Origin of the sequence: Streptomyces sp. NPDC018610 (assembly GCF_044391765.1) — a bacterium.
Classification (GTDB): Bacteria; Actinomycetota; Actinomycetes; order Streptomycetales; family Streptomycetaceae; genus Streptomyces.
The window spans coordinates 446935-465528 of the sequence record NZ_JBISAL010000006.1 but is presented as its reverse complement, the minus strand read 5'-3'; the positions used below and the strand labels follow the sequence as shown (position 1 = coordinate 465528).

11 protein-coding genes and 1 pseudogene are annotated in these 18594 nt (G+C 74.2%); 7 read left to right on the top strand and 5 right to left on the bottom strand.

The window, feature by feature from the left end; all coding sequences use genetic code 11:
- Positions 1–202: 202 nt before the first annotated feature.
- The 3 genes from ACH5A8_RS18520 to ACH5A8_RS18510 all read right to left on the bottom strand — a co-directional run bounded on the left by ACH5A8_RS18520 (position 203) and on the right by ACH5A8_RS18510 (position 6110).
- Positions 203–1726 carry a DUF5719 family protein gene (locus ACH5A8_RS18520; protein ID WP_399003157.1) on the bottom strand — a complete coding sequence of 508 codons (1524 nt, stop codon included), beginning with the start codon at positions 1724–1726 and terminating at the stop codon, positions 203–205.
- Complete coding sequence (locus tag ACH5A8_RS18515; RefSeq protein ID WP_399003155.1) at positions 1723–5562, bottom strand: glycosyltransferase family 2 protein; 3840 nt, start codon at positions 5560–5562, stop codon at positions 1723–1725. Before ACH5A8_RS18515 ends, ACH5A8_RS18520 begins: the two co-directional genes overlap by 4 nt.
- Positions 5563–5846: 284 nt before the next feature.
- The gene (locus tag ACH5A8_RS18510; RefSeq protein ID WP_003975777.1) at positions 5847–6110 is read right to left on the bottom strand and encodes a WhiB family transcriptional regulator; all 264 of its coding nucleotides are present in this window, start codon (positions 6108–6110) and stop codon (positions 5847–5849) included.
- Positions 6111–6780: 670 nt separating this feature from the next.
- Between ACH5A8_RS18510 and ACH5A8_RS18505 the strand changes: the two genes are divergently transcribed.
- The 4 genes from ACH5A8_RS18505 to ACH5A8_RS18490 all read left to right on the top strand — a co-directional run bounded on the left by ACH5A8_RS18505 (position 6781) and on the right by ACH5A8_RS18490 (position 10840).
- Complete coding sequence (locus ACH5A8_RS18505) at positions 6781–7299, top strand: cysteine dioxygenase (RefSeq protein ID WP_396318930.1); 519 nt, start codon at positions 6781–6783, stop codon at positions 7297–7299.
- A 120-nt stretch (positions 7300–7419) separates the two neighbouring features.
- Positions 7420–8379 carry a 2-phospho-L-lactate transferase gene (gene cofD, locus ACH5A8_RS18500; RefSeq protein ID WP_399003152.1) on the top strand — a complete coding sequence of 320 codons (960 nt, stop codon included), beginning with the start codon at positions 7420–7422 and terminating at the stop codon, positions 8377–8379.
- Positions 8376–9713 (top strand): coenzyme F420-0:L-glutamate ligase, encoded by a 1338-nt coding sequence (locus ACH5A8_RS18495; protein ID WP_399003150.1) that lies wholly within the window; start codon positions 8376–8378, stop codon positions 9711–9713. The genes cofD and ACH5A8_RS18495 overlap by 4 nt, the downstream gene beginning before the upstream one ends.
- A 116-nt stretch (positions 9714–9829) precedes the next feature.
- Positions 9830–10840, top strand: coding sequence for a DNA-3-methyladenine glycosylase family protein (locus ACH5A8_RS18490; RefSeq protein ID WP_399003148.1), 1011 nt, complete (start codon positions 9830–9832; stop codon positions 10838–10840).
- A 251-nt stretch (positions 10841–11091) separates the two neighbouring features.
- On the opposite strand, the pseudogene ACH5A8_RS18485 reads toward ACH5A8_RS18490, so the two are convergent.
- Positions 11092–12173, bottom strand: a pseudogene (locus ACH5A8_RS18485) (sugar phosphate nucleotidyltransferase).
- A gap of 143 nt (positions 12174–12316) precedes the next feature.
- The gene (locus ACH5A8_RS18480) at positions 12317–13891 is read right to left on the bottom strand and encodes a peptidoglycan recognition protein (protein WP_399003207.1); all 1575 of its coding nucleotides are present in this window, start codon (positions 13889–13891) and stop codon (positions 12317–12319) included.
- 131 nt (positions 13892–14022) lie between these two features.
- Here ACH5A8_RS18480 and ACH5A8_RS18475 point away from each other — a divergent pair, with 131 nt between their 5' ends.
- The 3 genes from ACH5A8_RS18475 to ACH5A8_RS18465 all read left to right on the top strand — a co-directional run bounded on the left by ACH5A8_RS18475 (position 14023) and on the right by ACH5A8_RS18465 (position 18496).
- Positions 14023–14778 carry a TIGR03089 family protein gene (locus tag ACH5A8_RS18475; RefSeq protein ID WP_399003146.1) on the top strand — a complete coding sequence of 252 codons (756 nt, stop codon included), beginning with the start codon at positions 14023–14025 and terminating at the stop codon, positions 14776–14778.
- 365 nt (positions 14779–15143) lie between these two features.
- Positions 15144–16460, top strand: coding sequence for an LCP family protein (locus tag ACH5A8_RS18470; RefSeq protein ID WP_399003144.1), 1317 nt, complete (start codon positions 15144–15146; stop codon positions 16458–16460).
- A 227-nt stretch (positions 16461–16687) separates the two neighbouring features.
- Complete coding sequence (locus ACH5A8_RS18465) at positions 16688–18496, top strand: LCP family protein (RefSeq protein WP_399003142.1); 1809 nt, start codon at positions 16688–16690, stop codon at positions 18494–18496.
- The last annotated feature ends 98 nt before the right edge of the window (positions 18497–18594 follow it).

Sequence of the window (18594 nt, the reverse complement as noted above, 5' to 3'; positions counted from 1 at the left end):
GGCGCAGGGTGCGGTCGGAGCCTGTGCACCTCGGTGCGGGGTCGGCTCGGGGCGTGTGCAGCTCGGCGCAGGGTCGGCTCGTGGCCTTGCGAGTCGCCGGGGTTCGCTCGGGCCCGGGCGGGTCGGCGCGGGGGTCGGTCAGGGTGTGCGGCCGGCCCGTCGGGACCGGGTGGGTCCCGACGGGCCGGCGGCGGTCACGGGGTCACGGCTTCTGGAGTACCGAGACGTCCTCGTCCGTGTGCGGCACCGACACCGTCCCCCGGTCGTCCGGCAGCGTCTGGACGGTGAAGCCGGGAACGCCCTCCTCCGTCGCCGTGAGGGTGCGTGCCCCGTACACCGGGCCGCCGGAGAGTCGCTCCACGGTCAGGGCGTAGGCGCCCTTGAGGCCGGCCGGCACGGGCGGGGCGATGTCCTGGGTGGTGCCCGCCTTGATCGTGTACGTCTTCGACACCGCCGTGCCGCCCTCGCTGCCCGCGGATGCGGTGACCTTGACCTGCGCGGCGGCGGTGGGGGCGGTCAGCGAGAGCGTCGAGCCCTTCGCGCTGTTGTCGGCCGACGTGGCCCGCGCCGCTATGGCGCCGGTCGCCGGGATGAACGCCGTCTCCTGCTTGTCGCCCTTGCCGCGGGTCACCCGCAGCGCGGCGACCACGGGAGCGGACTGGGAGGTCTGGGTCAGCACCAGCGAGCCCGCCTCGCCGCGGGTGACGTCACCGAGGTCCACGGAGGCGGTCGTCCCGCCCTTCAGGTGCACGCTCTCGTGCCCGGCGGGTGTGATCAGGCCGGACGGCGAGGCCAGTCTCACCTTCAGATCGGTGTCCGCGTCGGCGGGGGTGAAGGCGATCAGTCGTACGGAGGTGGCGTCCTTGGGGATGCCCGGCAGCACGAGGCTGTCGGCCGGGTCCGCGGCGGCGGCCAGCCAGTCCCCGCCGAGCTTGTCGTCCAGGGCCTGCACCGCCGCCCCGACCCGGCCGCTGCGCACGGTCACGTGCAGGGTGAGGCCGTCCTGCGCGGTGTCGGCGAGCGTGGACAGCAGGACGGGCTCGCTGGAGTGCGGCGCGACCGTGATGCCCTCGCCCACCGCCGACTTGACGGCGCCGTCCTTGCCGTAGAGCTCGATGTCGACGACCGCGGCGGAGTCGTCGGGGTTGGTCAGGTGGACGTAGTCGGCACGGCCCGACGCCGTGCTCGCGCCGGGGAACCAGAAATCCGTGTCCGGGGCGGTGCACTCGACGCCCAGCAGGCCGCGTCCGGCGCCCGCGGCGACCTCGGTGGTCTGCTGCACGGTCCAGCCGGGCGCGAACTTGCCCTCGGCGGTGCCGGTCAGCGCGGGCGTGTCGCCGCCCGAGGTGTCGCCGGTGGCGGGTGTGCCGGGCGCCTTCGGCTGCAGGACGGGCTTGGCGGCCTTCTTCTTCGTGCCGCCCTTGCCCGAGCCCTTGCCGCCGTCCTTGGTCTCGTCGGTGCCCGACCCCTCGGCGGCCGACTGGAGTCGGGCCCCGCCGTCGGCGCTCGCGCCCTGGGTCACCGGGGTGAAGGACGTGTACGTCGTGTCGGCGATGTCGGAGCTGCTCGGCGCCGGGCAGACCAGGGTGGTGCGCTCGACGGGCAGCCGGGCGGCGGCCTTGGCGGGGCCGGCGCCCGCCGCGCCGGGCGCCTCCAGCGCGGCGAATCCGGTGACGGCGGCGAGCGCGGTCACGCCGGCGATCAGGGACAGGGTCGTGCGGTTCACTGCTGGCTCCCGTCGGGGCGCTCGCTGCCGTTGCCGTGCGGGTGGTGCTGTGCCGGGTCGTAGGGCTGCTCCTCGTACCCCTGCGGGTACGGCCGGCCGTAGGGCGCCGCCGGCGCCTGCTCGCCGTACCCGTACGGGTCGTAGGGGGCGCCCTGGTAGAACTCGTCGTGACCGCCCTGGCCGGTCTGTCCGCCCTGGTACGTCTGGTCGTAGGGGTCCACCGGGTACTGCTGGGGCTGGTCGGTCCCGTACCGCTCGCCGCCGTAGTCGGCGTACTCGGGGGCGGTGGCCGGCGCGGCTCCGGCTTCCGCGTAGGCGGGTGCGTCCCACGCGCCGTAGGAGTGCTGGTGCGGTACGGCGGCGGGGATGTCCTCCGGGGCGGGCGGCGTGTCGGCCGGGTCCCGCGGCGGCATGTCCTGGCCGGTCTCCGCGCCGTCCGCGGCCTGGGCGGCCTGGGCGGCTTCCGCGGCCTCGGCCTGGGCGCGCAGCCGGCGTGCGCGGCGGCCGTCGCCGGTCATCTCCTCGGCGGGCACCGGCTCTTCCTCGGGCAGGTCGTCGTCGACGTCGCGGCGCCTGCCGGGCAGGGCGAGGACGACGAGGACGACGGCGAGAGCGCCCTGGGCCCACAGCCAGGCGGTATGGGCGATCGGGGTGTCGAAGGTGACGTCGAGCTTTCCGCCCGAGACGGGGAGCTGGAAGCCCTGGGCCCAGCCGTCGACGGTGCTGCGGGTGAGCGGCTTGCCGTCCAGGGTGGCCGTCCAGGCCGGGTCGGCGGAGTCGGCCAGGCGCAGTACGCGGCCCGCCGCGCCGTCCGGGATCGTGGTGTGGATCTCCACGGGCCCGGCGGCCACGGGCTGCGCGGCACCCGAACCGGCCTCGGAGCCCGAGGCGGACCCGGAGCCCGAGGCGGACCCGGCGGCGGGCACGATGGCGGCGCGCGAGACCTCCCGGTCCACCCGCCACAGGGCGCTGCCGTCCTGCTGACTGAGCCGGGTCAGGCCGGGTGTGGCGTCCAGGACGCGGCTGACCTCGCGGGGCGCGCCCTTGTGGACGAGGACGTAGCGCACGGCGAACCCACCGAGCTGGCCGGCCTGGTCGGCGCCGGAGCCGGCGACGAGGTTGGCGACGACCTTGTCGAGCGCGCTGTTCTCACCGCCCGCGGCGGCCAGTTCGGCGTCGCCCATGCGGACGCCGGAGCCGCGCACCAGCATGTAGCCGACGTGGGCGGCGGAGTCGCTGTCGAGGACGAGGGTGCGGGCCTGGTCGCGGGTGCTGCTCTCCTCGGCGACGAAGGCGGGCACCTGTACGGGGTCGCGCCGCTCCAGCGGGCCGTCGGCGCCGCCGATCATCCAGCCGGCGGCGACGAGCAGGGGACCGGCGGCTGAGGCGAAGGCGATCAGCGCGGCCACGGGCTGGCGCCAGCCGAAGCTCTGCTCGGCGACGCGGGCGCGTGCCCCGTCGGCGCCGAGCAGGGCGGCGGCCAGCAGGGCGAGGCCGTAGACGAGGGTGGCGGGGCCCGCCCAGGCGGAGCGGTTGGACAGGACCGCGAGGACGAAGGCCAGCAGGGCGACCGCCCAGGCCGCGAGGATCGCGAACCGGCGCTGCGAGCGCAGCAGGGCGGCCAGCGCGGCCAGGACGATGCCGATGAGCATCAGTCCGTGCACCGTGCCGGGGCCGCCGGGTCCGGCGCCGAGCAGGTCCAGGGCGGAGGCGGCCGAGGAGCCGTACTCCAGTCCGGCCTGGGTGAAGAAGCCGGACGGCAGCAGGGTCAGCGACCAGGGGGCGAGGATCAGCAGCGGGGTGGCCAGCTGGGCCAGGAAGCGCAGTCCGTACGCCACGAGGTCGCCGCGGCGCACGGCCAGCACGCCGAGGCCGAGCACCAGCGCGAGGGGCCAGACGACGGGTGTGAAGGCGGTGGTGACGGTCAGCAGGAGGGCGTACGCCCAGGTGGCGCGCCAGCTGCCCCGGCCGCCGGAGGTGTTGGTCAGGCCGCTCGCCGCGATGCCCGCGCGGGCGATGAGCGGCAGCAGCACGGCCAGGACGGCGGTGCCGATCCGGCCGCCGGCCAGTGCTCCGGTGGTCGCCGGCAGGAAGGCGTAGGCGATGGCCGCCCAGGCGCGCAGCAGGCGGGAGGGGACGAGGGGGCGGGAGGCGAAGTAGGCGGTGAAGCCGGCCAGCGGGACCGAGCCGATCAGCAGTGCGGTCACCGCGAGGCCGGTGGAGCCGAAGAGCAGGGAGGCCAGCATGGCCACGAGCGCCAGGTAGGGCGGCGCGGCCGGGGCGCCGCCGGTGCCGACCGGGTGCCAGGCGTCGAGGTAGCGCGACCACAGGTCGCCGGAGTCGGCGGGGGCGGGCAACAGGGCGCCGCCGCTGAGCGCGCCGCCGCCCAGCAGGCCCCGGCAGGCGACCAGGGAGACGAGCAGCAGCACCAGGAAGAGCACCGGGCCGGGCTTGCGGGCGATGCGCTTGAGGCGGGCGAACTGCTCGATCTCCAGGAAGTCGGCGTCGTCGCCGCCGGGCCCGGACTCGACGGCGCCGCCGTGCCGGCCGGCCGAGGACGCCTCGGGGTCGGAGCGGCCCACGACGTTGCCCGCGACCTGTTCGACGGTGGCCCTGATGGTGGCGCCGGGCGGCGGGAACAGGGCGCGCAGTTCGCCCTTGTCGATCTGCGGTGTGCCGCGTCTGCGCCGGCCGGCGACGATGCGCTCGGGCCGCAGCAGGGTGCCCAGCAGGCCGCGGATCTCGTCGACGGCCTGGCCGGGCACCTTGCCGACCAGATAGGCGACGGTGCGCAGCAGGGTGCCGAGGACCAGGCGGAGCAGTACCCAGGGCAGGGCCGCGGTGCGGGTGTTGACGAGGAGGGTGTAGGCGGCGCCGGCCTTGTCGACCTTGTGCGGGGAGGCGGAGGTGCGGCCGACGCAGTCGACGGCGCGGCGCTCGCGCGAGGCGGCCTCGGCGTGGCGGACGACGGCCTCGGGGGCGATCAGGACGCGGTGGCCGGCGGCGTGGGCGCGCCAGCACAGGTCGACGTCGTCGCGCATCAGGGGCAGCCGTCGGTCGAACCCGCCCAGCTGTTCGAAGATGTCACGGCGGATCAGCATTCCCGCGGTGGACACCGACAGGACGGTCCGTACGTGGTCGTGCTGGCCCTGGTCCTGTTCGCGACGGTCCAGTCCGGTCCAACGGCGGCCGGAGTTGGCGATGCTGACGCCCACTTCGAGGAGTTGCCTGCGGTCGTACCAGCCGCGCAGTTTGGGGCCGACGACGGCGACGTCCTCGCGGCCGAGTTCGTACTCGTTGTCGACGACGCGCAACAGCTGGGCGAGGGCGCCGGGTTCGGGGGCGCAGTCGTCGTGCAGCAGCCACAGCCACTGCACCGGTTCGCCGTGCGGGAGGTCGGGCAGGTCGTAGGCGTCGTCGCGCCAGGAGCGCGTGACGGGGTCCCAGCCGCTGGGGCGCTTGAGGTAGGGCAGTTCGTCCGGGGTGAGGTACGGGGCGGTGCGGGCGGCCTCCTCGACGGCCTGGCCGAAGCCGGTGCGCCGGGCGAGGTGCAGCACGCGGTCGGCGCCGAGGGCGTCGGTGAGCACCTGGGCGGAGGCGTCGGCGCTGCCGGTGTCGGCCGCCACGGCGTACTGCGCGGGGCGCTCCTGGCCGAGCAGGCCGGCGAGCGCGTCGGGCAGCCAGCGGGCGCCGTCGTGGGAGACGAGGACGGCGGTGACGACGTGGCGCGGGTACTCGGGCGCGCCGCCCGGGTCGGCCGCGGTCGCGGGCCCGGGGGCGGGCGGCGCCGCGGCGGTGACGTCGTAGTGGGCTGCCGTATGGCTGTGCACGGACATCGAGATACACGGCCCCGGTTCGGTGGACTGCGGTGGACGCCGTTGCTCCTTGAGGCAGCGGGGCGTCTCGGACGAGCGACCACACTACTGGCTGGCCATGACGGCGGCCCGCCGCCTGTGGACAACTCACGTGCGACGGGCCGTTCATGACTTTTGCCTCGGGATGTGTACGCGCACGGACGCATGGGGACATGTACGTGCACGGAGGATGTCACGCGGGGTCCGGCGGCCGGGACCGCGGCCGGACGGCTCCCGGGGGAAGGCCGGGAGTGCGGAGCGGAGGGTCAGACGGCGGCCTTCTTCAGCCGGCGGCGCTCGCGCTCGGACAGGCCGCCCCAGATGCCGAAGCGCTCGTCGTTGGCGAGGGCGTACTCGAGGCACTCGGAGCGGACCTCGCAGGCGAGGCAGACCTTCTTGGCCTCGCGGGTGGAGCCGCCCTTCTCGGGGAAGAAGGACTCGGGGTCGGTCTGGGCGCACAGTGCGCGCTCCTGCCAGCCGAGTTCCTCGTCCGCGTCGTCGACCAGCAGTTGCTGCACCAGCTCGGTCATGTGCGCCCCTCGTCTGTCTTTCGCGTCCCCGTGATGTAGCCGTTACCGATCTCGGCTGAACGACACGAGTGAAATTACAAGTGTGCTGCTCCGGGCGAGTCAAGCCGAGATCTGCTATTGGGCCCCTTATTCACTCTGCGGAACCAAGCCCCTGCAGTAAGTGTTCAAATCGGCATAAACCTTGACACACTGCAGGGCCCCGAGAACCGTCGCGTCGCGCGGAACCCCTCACGGAGCCCGCACGGACAAGGACGCCCAGGCTTTCGATCTCGTTCCGACACGCACACCGAAGCGAACCTGATCACAGTCGGATCACGGGATGGCAACGGGGCTTGCGTGCCCGGCATGTGCCGCATGTGTCCCGCTCTCCCCATGAGCAAACCTTTCACCTGGGAGATGAACCGGATGAGGTGAAACATGTCCCACATTCCGGGCGTCGAGTTGACAGTGGGGGTGTGAGCCGGTGTGCTTGTGGGCATGCTCGCGAACCAGGCACTCACCTCGACCCGCACCGCCGGGTCCCACGGTGCTGCCCGCGCTCGCTGTAGCTGTCGCTGCCGCGGCTGTTGAGCCCTCGCGCATCCGCGCGCTCCAGCCGCCGTCCGATCCTCCACGGCCGGACGACCCGTTCCCCCGCTGACCCGCCCTCACCGAGGAACCACCGCACCCCATGAACAGCGACAGCGACCTCCAGATCGCCGGCGACATCCTCGAAGTCCCCCACCTCCTGCAGACCCCGCGCGAGCACCCCGCCACCGTGGCCGAGTTCGCCGGACTGGCCCGCTCGATCGCCGCCGACGCCGACCGGTGGCGCCCCCTCGTCCGCTACGACGCGACGACGCGCTGGTACCACCGGCTGCGCACGGGTCCCGGCTACGAGGTCTGGCTGCTGTCCTGGGTGCCGGGTCAGGGCACGGGACCGCACGACCACGGCCGCTCGTCGGGCGTGCTGACCGTCCTGGAGGGCACGCTCACCGAGCGCACCGGGCGCGGCACGCGCGCGCTGGACGCGGGGGCGCAGCGCGTCTTCGCGCCGGGCTACGCGCACGAGGTCGTCAACGACACCCTGGGACCGGCGGTCAGCCTGCACGTCTACTTCCCCGGTCTGACCGAGATGCCCATGCACGACGCCGCACGGTGCGCCGGCGTCCCGCACGAGCCGCACGCCGCGGAGCACGTCACCGCGTGAGGGGCACGTCGGCGTGACGCGTGAGGGGCACGTCAACGCGTGAGGGCGCGGGCCACGTGTGAGGGGCGCCGCGCGCGACCGCGTACCGCGTTGTCGCACCCGCCTGCCAGACTTGGGCACATGCGGATTGTGGTTCTGGCAGGCGGCATCGGTGGTGCCCGGTTCCTGCGCGGCCTGAAGAAGGCCGCGCCGGACGCGGACGTCACGGTCATCGGCAACACCGGCGACGACATCCACCTCTTCGGGCTGAAGGTCTGCCCGGACCTGGACACGGTGATGTACACGCTCGGCGGCGGCATCAACGAGGAGCAGGGGTGGGGGCGGGCCGAGGAGACCTTCCACCTGAAGGAGGAGCTCGCGGCGTACGGCGTCGGGCCGGAGTGGTTCGGCCTCGGCGACCGGGACTTCGCCACGCACATCGTGCGCACCCAGATGCTCGGCGCGGGATACCCGCTCAGCGCGGTGACCGACGCGCTGTGCGACCGGTGGAAGCCGGGCGTGAGACTGATCCCGATGACGGACGACCGCGTGGAGACCCATGTGGCCGTCGACCTGGACGGCGAGCGCAAGGCGGTCCACTTCCAGGAGTACTGGGTGCGGCTGCGGGCGTCGGTCCCGGCCGAGGCGGTCGTGCCGGTCGGCGCGGAGCAGGCCAAGCCCGCGCCCGGTGTGCTGGAGGCGATCGCCGAGGCGGACGTGGTGCTCTTCCCGCCGTCCAACCCCGTCGTCTCCGTCGGCACCATCCTGGCCGTGCCCGGCATCAGGGAGGCGATCGCCGAGGCCGGGGTGCCGGTGGTCGGCCTGTCCCCGATCGTCGGCGACGCGCCCGTGCGCGGGATGGCCGACAAGGTCCTCGCGGCCGTGGGCGTGGAGTCCACGGCCGCCGCGGTGGCCGAGCACTACGGCTCCGGGCTGCTCGACGGCTGGCTCGTCGACACGGTCGACGCCGCCTCGGTGGAGCGGATCGAGGCGGCCGGCATCCGGTGCCGGGCGGTGCCGCTGATGATGACCGACGTGGACGCCGCCGCGCGGATGGCGCGCGAGGCACTGGCCCTGGCCGAGGAGGTGCGGGCCGTATGAGCGGCGCCCCGACGGCGGCCGGCGCCGACGGCGGGACGGCCCCCGCGTTCCGGGTGTGGGCCGTGCCCGGCATCCCCGAGGTGGCCGAGGGCGACGACCTGGCCAAGCTGATCGCCGCCGCGGAACCCTCGCTGGCCGACGGGGACGTGTTGCTCGTCACCTCGAAGATCGTCTCCAAGGCGGAGGGGCGCGTCGTCGAGGCGGCCGACCGGGAGGCCGCGATCGACGCCGAGACGGTGCGGGTGGTGGCCCGGCGCGGGTCGCTGCGCATCGTGGAGAACCGGCGCGGGCTGGTCATGGCCGCCGCCGGGGTCGACGCCTCCAACACCCCCGCCGGCACCGTCCTGTTGCTGCCCGAGGACCCGGACGCCTCCGCGCGGGCGATCCGGGAGGGCCTGCGGGACGCCCTCGGCGTCGACGTCGCCGTCGTCGTCACCGACACCTTCGGCCGCCCCTGGCGGGCGGGGCTCACCGACGTCGCCATCGGCGCCGCCGGGCTGCGCGTCCTGGACGACCTGCGCGGCGGCGCCGACGCGCACGGCAACCCGCTCAGCGCGACCGTCGTCGCCACCGCCGACGAGCTCGCCGCAGCGGGCGACCTGGTCAAGGGCAAGGCCGCCGGGCTGCCGGTCGCCGTGGTGCGCGGCCTGCCGCACGTGCTGGCCGACGGCCACGGCGACGGCGCGCGGGCCCTGGTGCGCGACGCGCGCGACGACATGTTCCGGCTCGGCACCTCCGAGGCCGTGCGGGAGGCGGTGACGCAGCGGCGCACCGTGCGCGCCTTCACCGACGAGCCCGTCGACCCCGGTGCGGTGCGGCGCGCGGTGGCCGCCGCGGTGACCGCGCCCGCGCCGCACCACACCACTCCGTGGCGGTTCGTGCTGCTGGAGTCGGCCGAGGTCCGCACCCGGCTGCTCGACGCGATGCGCGACGCGTGGATCGCGGACCTGCGGCGCGACGGCAGGAGCGAGGAGTCCATCGCCAAGCGGGTGCGGCGCGGGGACGTGCTGCGGGACGCTCCGTACCTGGTGGTGCCGTGCCTGGTCATGGACGGCTCGCACACCTACGGCGACGCGCGGCGCGACGGCGCGGAGCGGGAGATGTTCGTGGTCGCCGCCGGGGCGGGGGTGCAGAACTTCCTGGTCGCGCTGGCCGGGGAGCGGCTCGGGTCGGCGTGGGTGTCCTCCACCATGTTCTGCCGGGACGTGGTGCGGGAGGCGCTGGGGCTGCCGGCGGACTGGGACCCGATGGGGGCGGTGGCGGTCGGGCATCCGGCCGAGGCGCCGCGACCTCGGGCGGACCGGGACGCGGAGACGTTCGTCGTGGCCCTGTGAGGACCGGGTGAGCGCTTAGGCTCGTAGGGCTCCTCCGGGGCCTTCGGGTCTTTCGCGTCCTTCGGGTCCTTCGACATCTTCGACGCCTTCGGCGTCCTCAGCACTGGGATCTCTCCGTGGCAGGACGTTTCGCTCCGCGTCCCACGCGTACGACCGTGCGCGGTGGGGAGGTCGGCGTGCCCGCCGTCGGGCTGCCCCGGCAGACCGCCGCGGCGCCGGCCGGGCGGGTGCGGGACTGGGCGCCGGACGGGCCGCTGGACCTGGGGCTGGTGCTCGGGCCGCTGCGGCGCGGGCCCGGCGATCCGACCTTCCGGGCACTGCCCGACGGCTCGGTCTGGCGGGCCTGCCGTACGCCGCTGGGACCGGGGACGCTGCGGATGCGCGCCTACGACGGCCGGGTGCGTGGGGAGGCGTGGGGGCCGGGGGCCGAGTGGCTGCTGGAGCGGCTGCCCGAGCTGCTCGGGGCCGCCGACGATCCGGCCGCGTTCGCGCCGCGGCACCGGCTGCTCGCGGTGACCCGGCACCGGCGGCCGGGGCTGCGGCTGACCCGGACCGGGCTGGTCCTGGAGTCGCTGATCCCGTCGATCCTGGAGCAGAAGGTCACCACGGTGGAGGCGTACGCGGCGTGGCGGACGCTCGTGCGGAAGTTCGGGGAGGCCGCGCCCGGGCCGGTGCCGGTGCCGATGTACGTCATGCCGGCGCCGCGCACCTGGGCGCTGATCCCGTCGTGGGAGTGGCACAGGGCCGGGGTCGAGGACAAGCGGGCGGCGACGGTGCTGCGGGCGGTGCGGGTCGCCGCACGGCTGGAGGAGGCGGTGGGGATGCCTCCGGCGGCGGCGCGGGAGCGGTTGGAGCTGGTGGCGGGGATCGGGCCGTGGACCTCGGCGGAGACGGTGCAGCGCAGTCATGGGGCGGCGGACGCGGTGACGGTGGGGGATCTGCATCTGCCGGGGATCGTGGGGTTCGCGCTGGCGGGGGACCGGTATGCCGATGACGCGGAGATGTTGCGGCTGCTGGAGCCGTATGCGGGGCAGCGGCATCGGGCCGCTCGGTTGATCCTGCTGAGCGGGAGGGTGCCGGAGCGGCGGGGGCCGCGGATGACTCGGGGGGACATCGGGCGGTTCTGAGGTGCGGGAGGTGAGCCAGGTGAGCCTCGGCGGCTCACCTCGTCGAACAGCGCGCCGCCGTTCGGTCGGCGCGGGGTGGGGGCCGGCCTCGTCGGCGGGGTGCCGCTGCGCCCGCCCTCCCTCCCCCGAACTGTCGACGGGCAGAGGGGACCACCAGCGCCCGGCGGCACGAGTGCCCGCAGCTGGGTGGTCGGGGTGCTCGTCCGCGCGTGACCGCCCGCGGCTCGGTGGGGCGGCACGGGTGTCGGGGGTCATTCGTCCGGTGAGAAGCGGAGGGCGGCTGGGGGGATCCGGGCGTCGCACCAGACTCTCGCCCCGTCCCGGAGTTCGTTGTCGGGGCCGATGACCGCGCCGTCGCCGATGACCGTGCCGGTGAGGACGGTGCGGGTGCCGACGCGGGCGCGGGTGCCGATGAGGGAGTCGGTGACGACGGCGCCCGGCTCGATGACGGCGCCGGGCAGGATCGTACTGCCGCTCACCCGCGCGCCCTCGGCGACGAACGCGCCCTCCCCCACCACCGTGCCGCCGGTCAGCTTGGCGTCGGGGGCGACGACGGCCGTGGGCAGGACCAGACGGTCGCCGCAGCGGCCGGGGACGGCGGGCGAGGGGGCCCGGCCGAGGACGAGGTCCGCCGAGCCGCGCACGAAGGCGGCCGGAGTGCCGAGGTCCAGCCAGTAGGTGGAGTCCACCATGCCTCGCAGGTGGGCGCCGGCGGACAGCAGGTTTGGGAAGGTCTCGCGCTCCACGGACACCGGGCGGCCCCGCGGGATCGCGTCGATGACCGAGCGGCGGAAGACGTACGCCCCGCGTTGATCTGGTCGGTGACGATCTCCTCGGGGGTCTGCGGCTTCTCCAGGAAGGCGAGGGCGCGGCCCGTCCCGTCGGTCGGGACCAGGCCGTACGCTCTCGGGTCCGTCACCTTCGTGAGGTGCAGGGAGACGTCCGCGCCGGTCTCCTCATGGGTGCGCACCAGGGCGCGGATGTCGAGGCCGGTCAGGATGTCGCCGTTGAAGACGAGGACCGGCTCGTCGGGGCCGGCGTGCAGGCGGGAGGCGACGTTGCGGAGGGCGCCGCCGGTGCCGAGGGGCTCCTCCTCCGTCACGTACTCCAGGTGGAGCCCGAGGGAGGAGCCGTCGCCGAAGTACGGTTCGAAGACCTCCGCCAGGTAGGACGTGGCGAGCACGATGTGCTCGACGCCCGCCGCCCCGGCCCGCGCCAGCTGGTGGGCGAGGAACGGCACGCCCGCCGCCCGCACCAGGGGCTTGGGCGTGTGCACGGTGAGCGGACGCAGCCGGGTGCCCTTGCCGCCGACCAGGAGGATCGCTTCTGTCACCTGTCGTCTCCGCTTCCTGCCGGGTCCGGCCGCTCTCGTCGTCGGGCCGGCCGGTTCATGCAGACCCTCGCGCGGCCACCGCGCGGTCTTCCCGCAGCTCGGCGCGGGTGTGTCGCGGCTTCGGCCGGGCGCCGGCCCCGTCCTCAGCGGCCCTGGTAGCGCGCCGCGGACGAGCGGACCGTGCCGAGCTTGCCGTAGAGCTGCCGTCCGGGGCAGTCGGTGGCGAAGCCGTCCCGGTGGCCGGAGATCACGTTCAGGCGTACGTTCTCTCCTTTTTGGTAGAGGTTGCCACCGCCGGACTTCAGATATGTCTTTCCGCGCGGATTCATCCCGTAGAGGCCGAGCTTCCACGCGGCCAGCCGGGCGACGGCGGTGACGGCGGCCTTGGCCGGCTTGGTCCTGCTGTAGGTGCCGATGACGGCGACGCCCATGCTGTCGCTGTTGAAGCCCATGGTGTGGGCGCCGAGCACCGCCTTCGCCACACCGCCGGCGCGGCCCTCGTAGATGGTTCCGCACTTGTCGACGAGGAAGTTGTAGCCGATGTCGCGCCAGCCCATGCTCTTGACGTGGTAGCGGTAGACGCCGCGGATGACCGAGGGCGTCTGGGAACAGCGGTAGTTGTTGCCGGTGGCGGTGTGGTGGACGAACACCGCCTTGACCTTCTTCGTGTAGGCGAACCCCCGGGCACGCAGCGACTCGTCCGCGCCCCAGCCGTGGCGGGTGACGATGCGCGGGCGCGGTCCGATGTGCGGTTCGGCGCGTTGATCCTCCGTCAGTTCGTCGCCGCGCAGGTCGAGCAGCTCGCGCTCGGTGTCCTCGCGGCCGAGTTCGGGGATCTCGGCGGCGCCGATCGGGGCGAGGCCGGCGTTGGCTGCGGAGGCGGCGGTCGCCGCCTCGGTCAGCTCGCCGGTGCGCGACTGCTCGGGCTCGGCGCCCGCGGCCGGCGGGTCGTCGCCGGGGTCGACGAGTTGGAGGCTCAGCCCGTCGGGCAGCGGTGCGGGCGGCTCGGCCGCGCCGCCACCCGCGTCGCCCTCGGTCTCCGACGCCGCGTCACCGCCCGCACCACCCCCGGCCGCCGCCTCCACGTCACCGCCCGCACCACCCCCGGCCGCCGCCTCCACGTCACCGCCCGCACCGCCCTCCGGCTCCGCGCCCGTCGCGGCGTCACCGTCCGCGTCGCGGTCCCCGGTGTCCGCGCGGACGTGCACGTCGACGCCGTCGGAGTCGCCCACCCACAGCGGCGCGGTGGCGCCCCGCACCTGCCCGGTGGCGCGTTCGGCGGTGCCGGGGTCGGCTCCGTGGTCGGCGTTGTGGGTGTCGACGTCCTGCCAGTCGGACCAGACGCCGGTCGCGGTGGAGCGGGTGCGGATCTGGACGCTGCCGTGCAGTACCGCGCCGGGGTCGTCCCAGATGACGCCGACCAGCGAGAAGTGCCGTACGTGCGCGCGGTACAGGCCCTGGTCGGGGGCGGCGAGGCTCCGGTCGCCGGGGCGGTCCTGGGCGAGGGGGGCGAGGGGCAGGGACTGGGTGCTGCCGGGGACGGCCGCCGGCGCCGCGGTGACCGCCGGCTCCGTCACGACCGCCGGAGTGCCGGCCGCCGGTCTCGCCGCCGTGGCGGCCGCCGGGAGAGCCGGCGACAGGGCGAGGGCCGCCGCGCTCGTGACACCGATCGAGGACGCAAGGAATCCGTATCGACGCATGCTCCTGATCTTGGACATAGTCATACATATCTGTCCATCCGGGAACTGACGGGGCGTCGGCTGCGGTTCCGCCGATCCGGTGGCCGCCGCGCGGGGCGGCGGGGCCCGCGCGCGGGGCGCGCAGTGCGGGGCGGCGTACGCTTGCGCGGGTGAGAGCCGTCGAACGCACCCCTGCCGACCTGCTGAGTTCCGCGCTCGCCGCGGACCCCGGGCGCCCCCTGGTGACCTTCTACGACGACGCCACGGGCGAACGCGTCGAACTGTCCGTGGCCACCTTCGCCAATTGGGTGGCCAAGACGGCGAACCTCCTCCAGGGGGACCTGGCCGCCGGACCCGGCGACCGGGTCGCGCTGCTGCTGCCCGCGCACTGGCAGACGGCGGTGTGGCTGCTGGCGTGCTCGTCGGTGGGCGCGATCGCGGACGTCGCCGGAGACCCCGGGGCCGCGGACGTCGTCGTCAGCGGGCCGGACACCCTCGACGCGGCGCGCGCCTGCTCCGGCGAGCGCATCGCGCTGGCGCTGCGGCCGCTGGGCGGGCGGTTCCCGCAGCCGCCCGCGGGCTTCTCCGACTACGCCGTCGAGGTGCCCGGACAGGGCGACCGGTTCGCGCCGTTCGCGCCCGTGGACCCGGAGGAGCCGGCGCTGATCGTGGCCGGCGCGGAGTACACGGCTGCCGAGGTGGTGGAGCGGGCCCGCGGCGACGCCCCGGAACTGGACCTCACGGGGCCGGGTTCCCGGCTGCTGTCGGGGCTGGCGTACGACACCTGGGAGGGGCTGAGCGCCGGTCTGTTCGCCCCGCTCGCCGCCGGCGGGTCGGTCGTGCTGTGCCGGAACCTGGACCGGCTGGACGAGGACGCGCTGGCCAAGCGGATCGAGAACGAACGCGTCACCGCGACGGCACGGTGACGCGCGGGACATAGGGAGCCCCCAGCCGCCGCGTCCCGCCGCCCGCGGCCCCGCGGCCCCCGCGGCCCCTGGGCCTTCCCGCCGGACCGGGCCGACGCCCCCACCCGCCGCCGACCCGGCCGGTGGGGGCCGTACGCCAAAGGGTGCGGCCCCCCGTCCCCCGGGCGGAGCCGCGCGCCGCGCCGCCGCCCGGCCCGCCGGCGCTCCTCCCCGCCCGGACCGGCGTCCGCTCCCCCGTCCGGCTCAGCAGCACCTCTCCCCCGTCCGTCCCGCGGGGCATGGTCGTAGGAACGGGCAGCACGGCGCGTTCGTACGGCAGGAGGGTGGGTGCTGAGGTGACCCGCGGGGCAGGTGGGCCGGGCCAGGTGCCGCAGGACCGCGCCGGGGCGGCCGTGGGGCCCGGCCTCGGCGTGTCCGCCACCGGCGCCGGGCTGGCGCGGCGGCGGCGCAGGAACCGGCTGCGCGGCGGGGCGCTCGGGCTGGCCGTCCTCGTCGCCGGGGGCACCGGCGCCGGGCTGGCGGCGTACACCACGCTCAGCGGCAACATCACCTCCGACGACGCGGCCGCCGCGGAGCTGCGGCGCTACGAGAAGGAGCGGCCCACAGCCCTGGTCAAGGGCGCGCAGAACATCCTGCTCATCGGCTCCGACACGCGCGCGGGCGGCAACGAGCACTACGGGCACGACTCGGGCACCGAGCGGTCCGACACCGTGATCCTGCTGCACCTGTCCGCCGACCGGCGCAGTGCCACCGCCGTCTCCCTGCCCCGCGACCTGATGGTGCGCGTCCCCGCCTGCCACCGCCCGGACGGCAGCCGCAGCGCGCCCGCGCTCACCGCGCTCAACCGCGCCTACGAGACGGGTGGTTCGGCCTGCACGATCCGCACCGTGGAGAAGCTGACCGACATCCGCGTCGACCATCACCTCGCCGTCGACTTCAGCGGGTTCAAGCAGCTGGTCGACGCGATGGACGGCGTCCCGGTGTGTCTGAAGGAGCCCGTCGACGACAAGGACGCCGGACTGCGGCTGCGTGCGGGCCGGGTGACTTTGAACGGCGAGCAGGCCCTCGGCTACGTCCGCGCCCGCAAGTCGCTCGGCGACGGCAGCGACACCGACCGGATGGAGCGCCAGCAGCGGTTCCTCGGCGCGCTCCTCGCCAAGGCGCGCGGTGACGACGTCCTGCTGAACCCGGCGAAGCTCTACCCCGTCCTGAACGCGGCCACTCGGTCCCTGACCGCCGATCCGGCCCTGGCGAGCCTGCGCGGCCTCTACCAGCTCGTGCGCGGGCTGCGCGACCTCCCCACCGGCCAGACGCGGTTCCTGACCGTGCCGAGGGAGGCGTACGTCCACGACGTCAACCGCGACCAGCTGGTGCAGCCGGCGGCCGGGAGGCTGTTCGCCCGGCTGCGCGCGGACCAGCCGCTGGAGGTCGTCCGGGACGTTTCACAGGATTCCCGCGCGAAGGGCGGCGATCCGGCGTCCCCGGATTCGAAATCCCCGTCGGAAGCGCGCCGTGCGCCCAGGGCGCCGGAAGGCGATTCTCCTGTGCAGTCGGGCGACTACGTTCGGTACCTTTTCGAAAACGCGCGGGAGGGCGGCGAGCGGTCCTCGACCTCCGGGAACCCGCCTTCCCCCACCCCGACGTTCACCGGCAACACCGCCGTCGAGGACGCGTGCGGGTAAAACCGCGGCCAAAGGCGAACTTTTGTCCACGGAAATGAGTGGATTGCCCGCTTGTAGGGACGTGGAATTTGTCACCGGCGTCGCTGAATGCTCAATCGGCCGGATAGTGTGAGCGATCCGGTGCATCCGGCCGCGAGGTCTTCCTGGGGTCGTGCACTGTGTGACCAGACCTGAGCGCCTTTGAGGGGGAAGGCGCCGCGTGGCCCCGACGGAGGATTCGGACAACCGTGGACGCGCAAGGCCGTGGGCGGGCGGACGACATCGATCCCGCAGACCAATGGGTGCTCAATCCGGAGACCGGTGAATACGAACTGCGACTGACGCCTTCCGCTCCGCAGTCGCCGATCCCCGGCCCCCGCAGACCCGGCTCGCGCAGAGCGGGCGCACCCGGCCGGACCGGCGCACCCGGTCCGTCCGGTGCGGACGCCCCGTCCGGCGGTGCGACCGCCGGGCGGCGCGGCGCGGCGCCCAAGCGGCAGCAGGCACGCGAGGAGGCCCCCGCCCGCCCGGTGCCCGGGCAGCGCCGCCGTGGCGCGCCGCCTCAGGAGCCGCCGCCCGGACGGCGGGGACGCCGGCCGGAGAAGAAGAAGTCGAAGACCAAGAAGGTCCTGATGTGGACCGGCGGCACCATGGCGTTCGTCCTGGTGGGCGCCGGCACGGCCGGATACCTGATCCTCAAGCACCTCGAGGGCAACATCAGCAGCACCGACGTCGGCACCGCGGCCAAGGACGGCTTCAGCAAGGACGAGGCGTTCAACCTGCTGATCATCGGCACCGACAAGCGCACCGGCAAGGGCAACGAGGGCTACGGCGACAAGGGCAGCGTCGGCCACGCGGACACGAACATCCTGCTGCACGTCTCCAAGGACCGCACCAACGCGACCGCGCTGAGCATCCCCCGCGACCTGATCGTGAACGTCCCGGACTGCCCGACCAAGCAGCCCGACAACAGTACGAAGGTCATCCCGGGAACGGACAACACCCGTTTCAACACCAGCCTCGGCCAGGACGGCCGGGACGCCGGTTGCACCATGCGCACGGTGAAGGAAGTGACCGGGATCGCGCCCGACCACTTCATGATGGCCGACTTCAACGCGGTCAAGACGCTGACGAGCGCGGTCGACGGCGTGGAGGTGTGCCTCAAGCACGCGGTCAACGACCCGGACTCGCACCTGAACCTGCCCGCCGGCGAGTCCAAGATCGCGGGCGAGCAGGCGCTGGCCTTCGTGCGCACCCGGCACAGCTTCGGCAACCACGGCGACCTGGACCGGATCAAGGTGCAGCAGCAGTTCCTCAGCTCGCTGATGCGCAAGATGGCCTCCGGCGACACCCTCAGCAACCCGTCGAAGCTCTACAGCCTGGCCGACGCCGCCACCAAGGCGCTCACCGTCGACCAGGGCATCGACAAGGTCAGCACGCTCAAGGACATGGCACTGGAGCTGAAGAAGGTGCCGCCGAAGAACATCACCTTCCTGACCGTGCCGGTGCTCGACAATCCGGCGGACGGCACGGTGCACAAGACGGTCATCGTCAACCAGAGCACCGCACCCCAGGTCTTCGACGCCATCCGCGACGACGTCTCCTTCACCGAGGTGAAGAAGAAGCAGAAGGCGGCCAAGGACGCGGAGGCGGCCCGGCTCAAGGGCGCCAAGTCCCCGGCCTCCGACGTGCGGGTGCGGATCCTCAACGGCGGCGCGCCCTCCGGCTCCGCGCAGGAGACCCTCACCTGGCTGCAGAACACCAAGGGCGTGTCCAAGTCGGAGAACGGCAGCAACGCGCCCGAGAAGCTCGCCAAGACCCAGCTCGAGTACGCCCCCGACCAGGCCGACCAGGCCCGTGAACTCGCCTCGCTGATGGGGCTGTCCGGGTCCGCGCTGAAGCCGGGCAAGAGCGTGGTCAACGCCCAGGGACTGCCGGCGATGACGCTGACGCTGGGCGAGGACTTCAAGGGCGCGGGAGTGTCGCTCACCGCTCCGGCGAAGGCGCCCACGGTGGAGGGGCAGTCCACGGCGGACAAGGTTCAGTGCGCGAGTTGAGCGGAACCGTGTGACCTGACGGGCCTGTCGTACGTCTAACACGACGTAGGACAGGCCTGTTCGATGGCATGCATCAGGGTGGGGAGGATGGGGAGTTG

What these genes read in the sequence shown, in the direction of transcription:
- ACH5A8_RS18515 (WP_399003155.1), bottom strand. Translation starts at nt 5,562, where the DNA reads ATGTCCGTGCACAGCCATACGGCAGCCCACTACGACGTCACCGCCGCG.
- ACH5A8_RS18505 (WP_396318930.1), top strand. Translation starts at nt 6,781, where the DNA reads ATGAACAGCGACAGCGACCTCCAGATCGCCGGCGACATCCTCGAAGTC.
- ACH5A8_RS18480 (WP_399003207.1), bottom strand. Translation starts at nt 13,891, where the DNA reads ATGTCCAAGATCAGGAGCATGCGTCGATACGGATTCCTTGCGTCCTCG.
- ACH5A8_RS18510 (WP_003975777.1), bottom strand. Translation starts at nt 6,110, where the DNA reads ATGACCGAGCTGGTGCAGCAACTGCTGGTCGACGACGCGGACGAGGAA.
- ACH5A8_RS18495 (WP_399003150.1), top strand. Translation starts at nt 8,376, where the DNA reads ATGAGCGGCGCCCCGACGGCGGCCGGCGCCGACGGCGGGACGGCCCCC.
- cofD (WP_399003152.1), top strand. Translation starts at nt 7,420, where the DNA reads ATGCGGATTGTGGTTCTGGCAGGCGGCATCGGTGGTGCCCGGTTCCTG.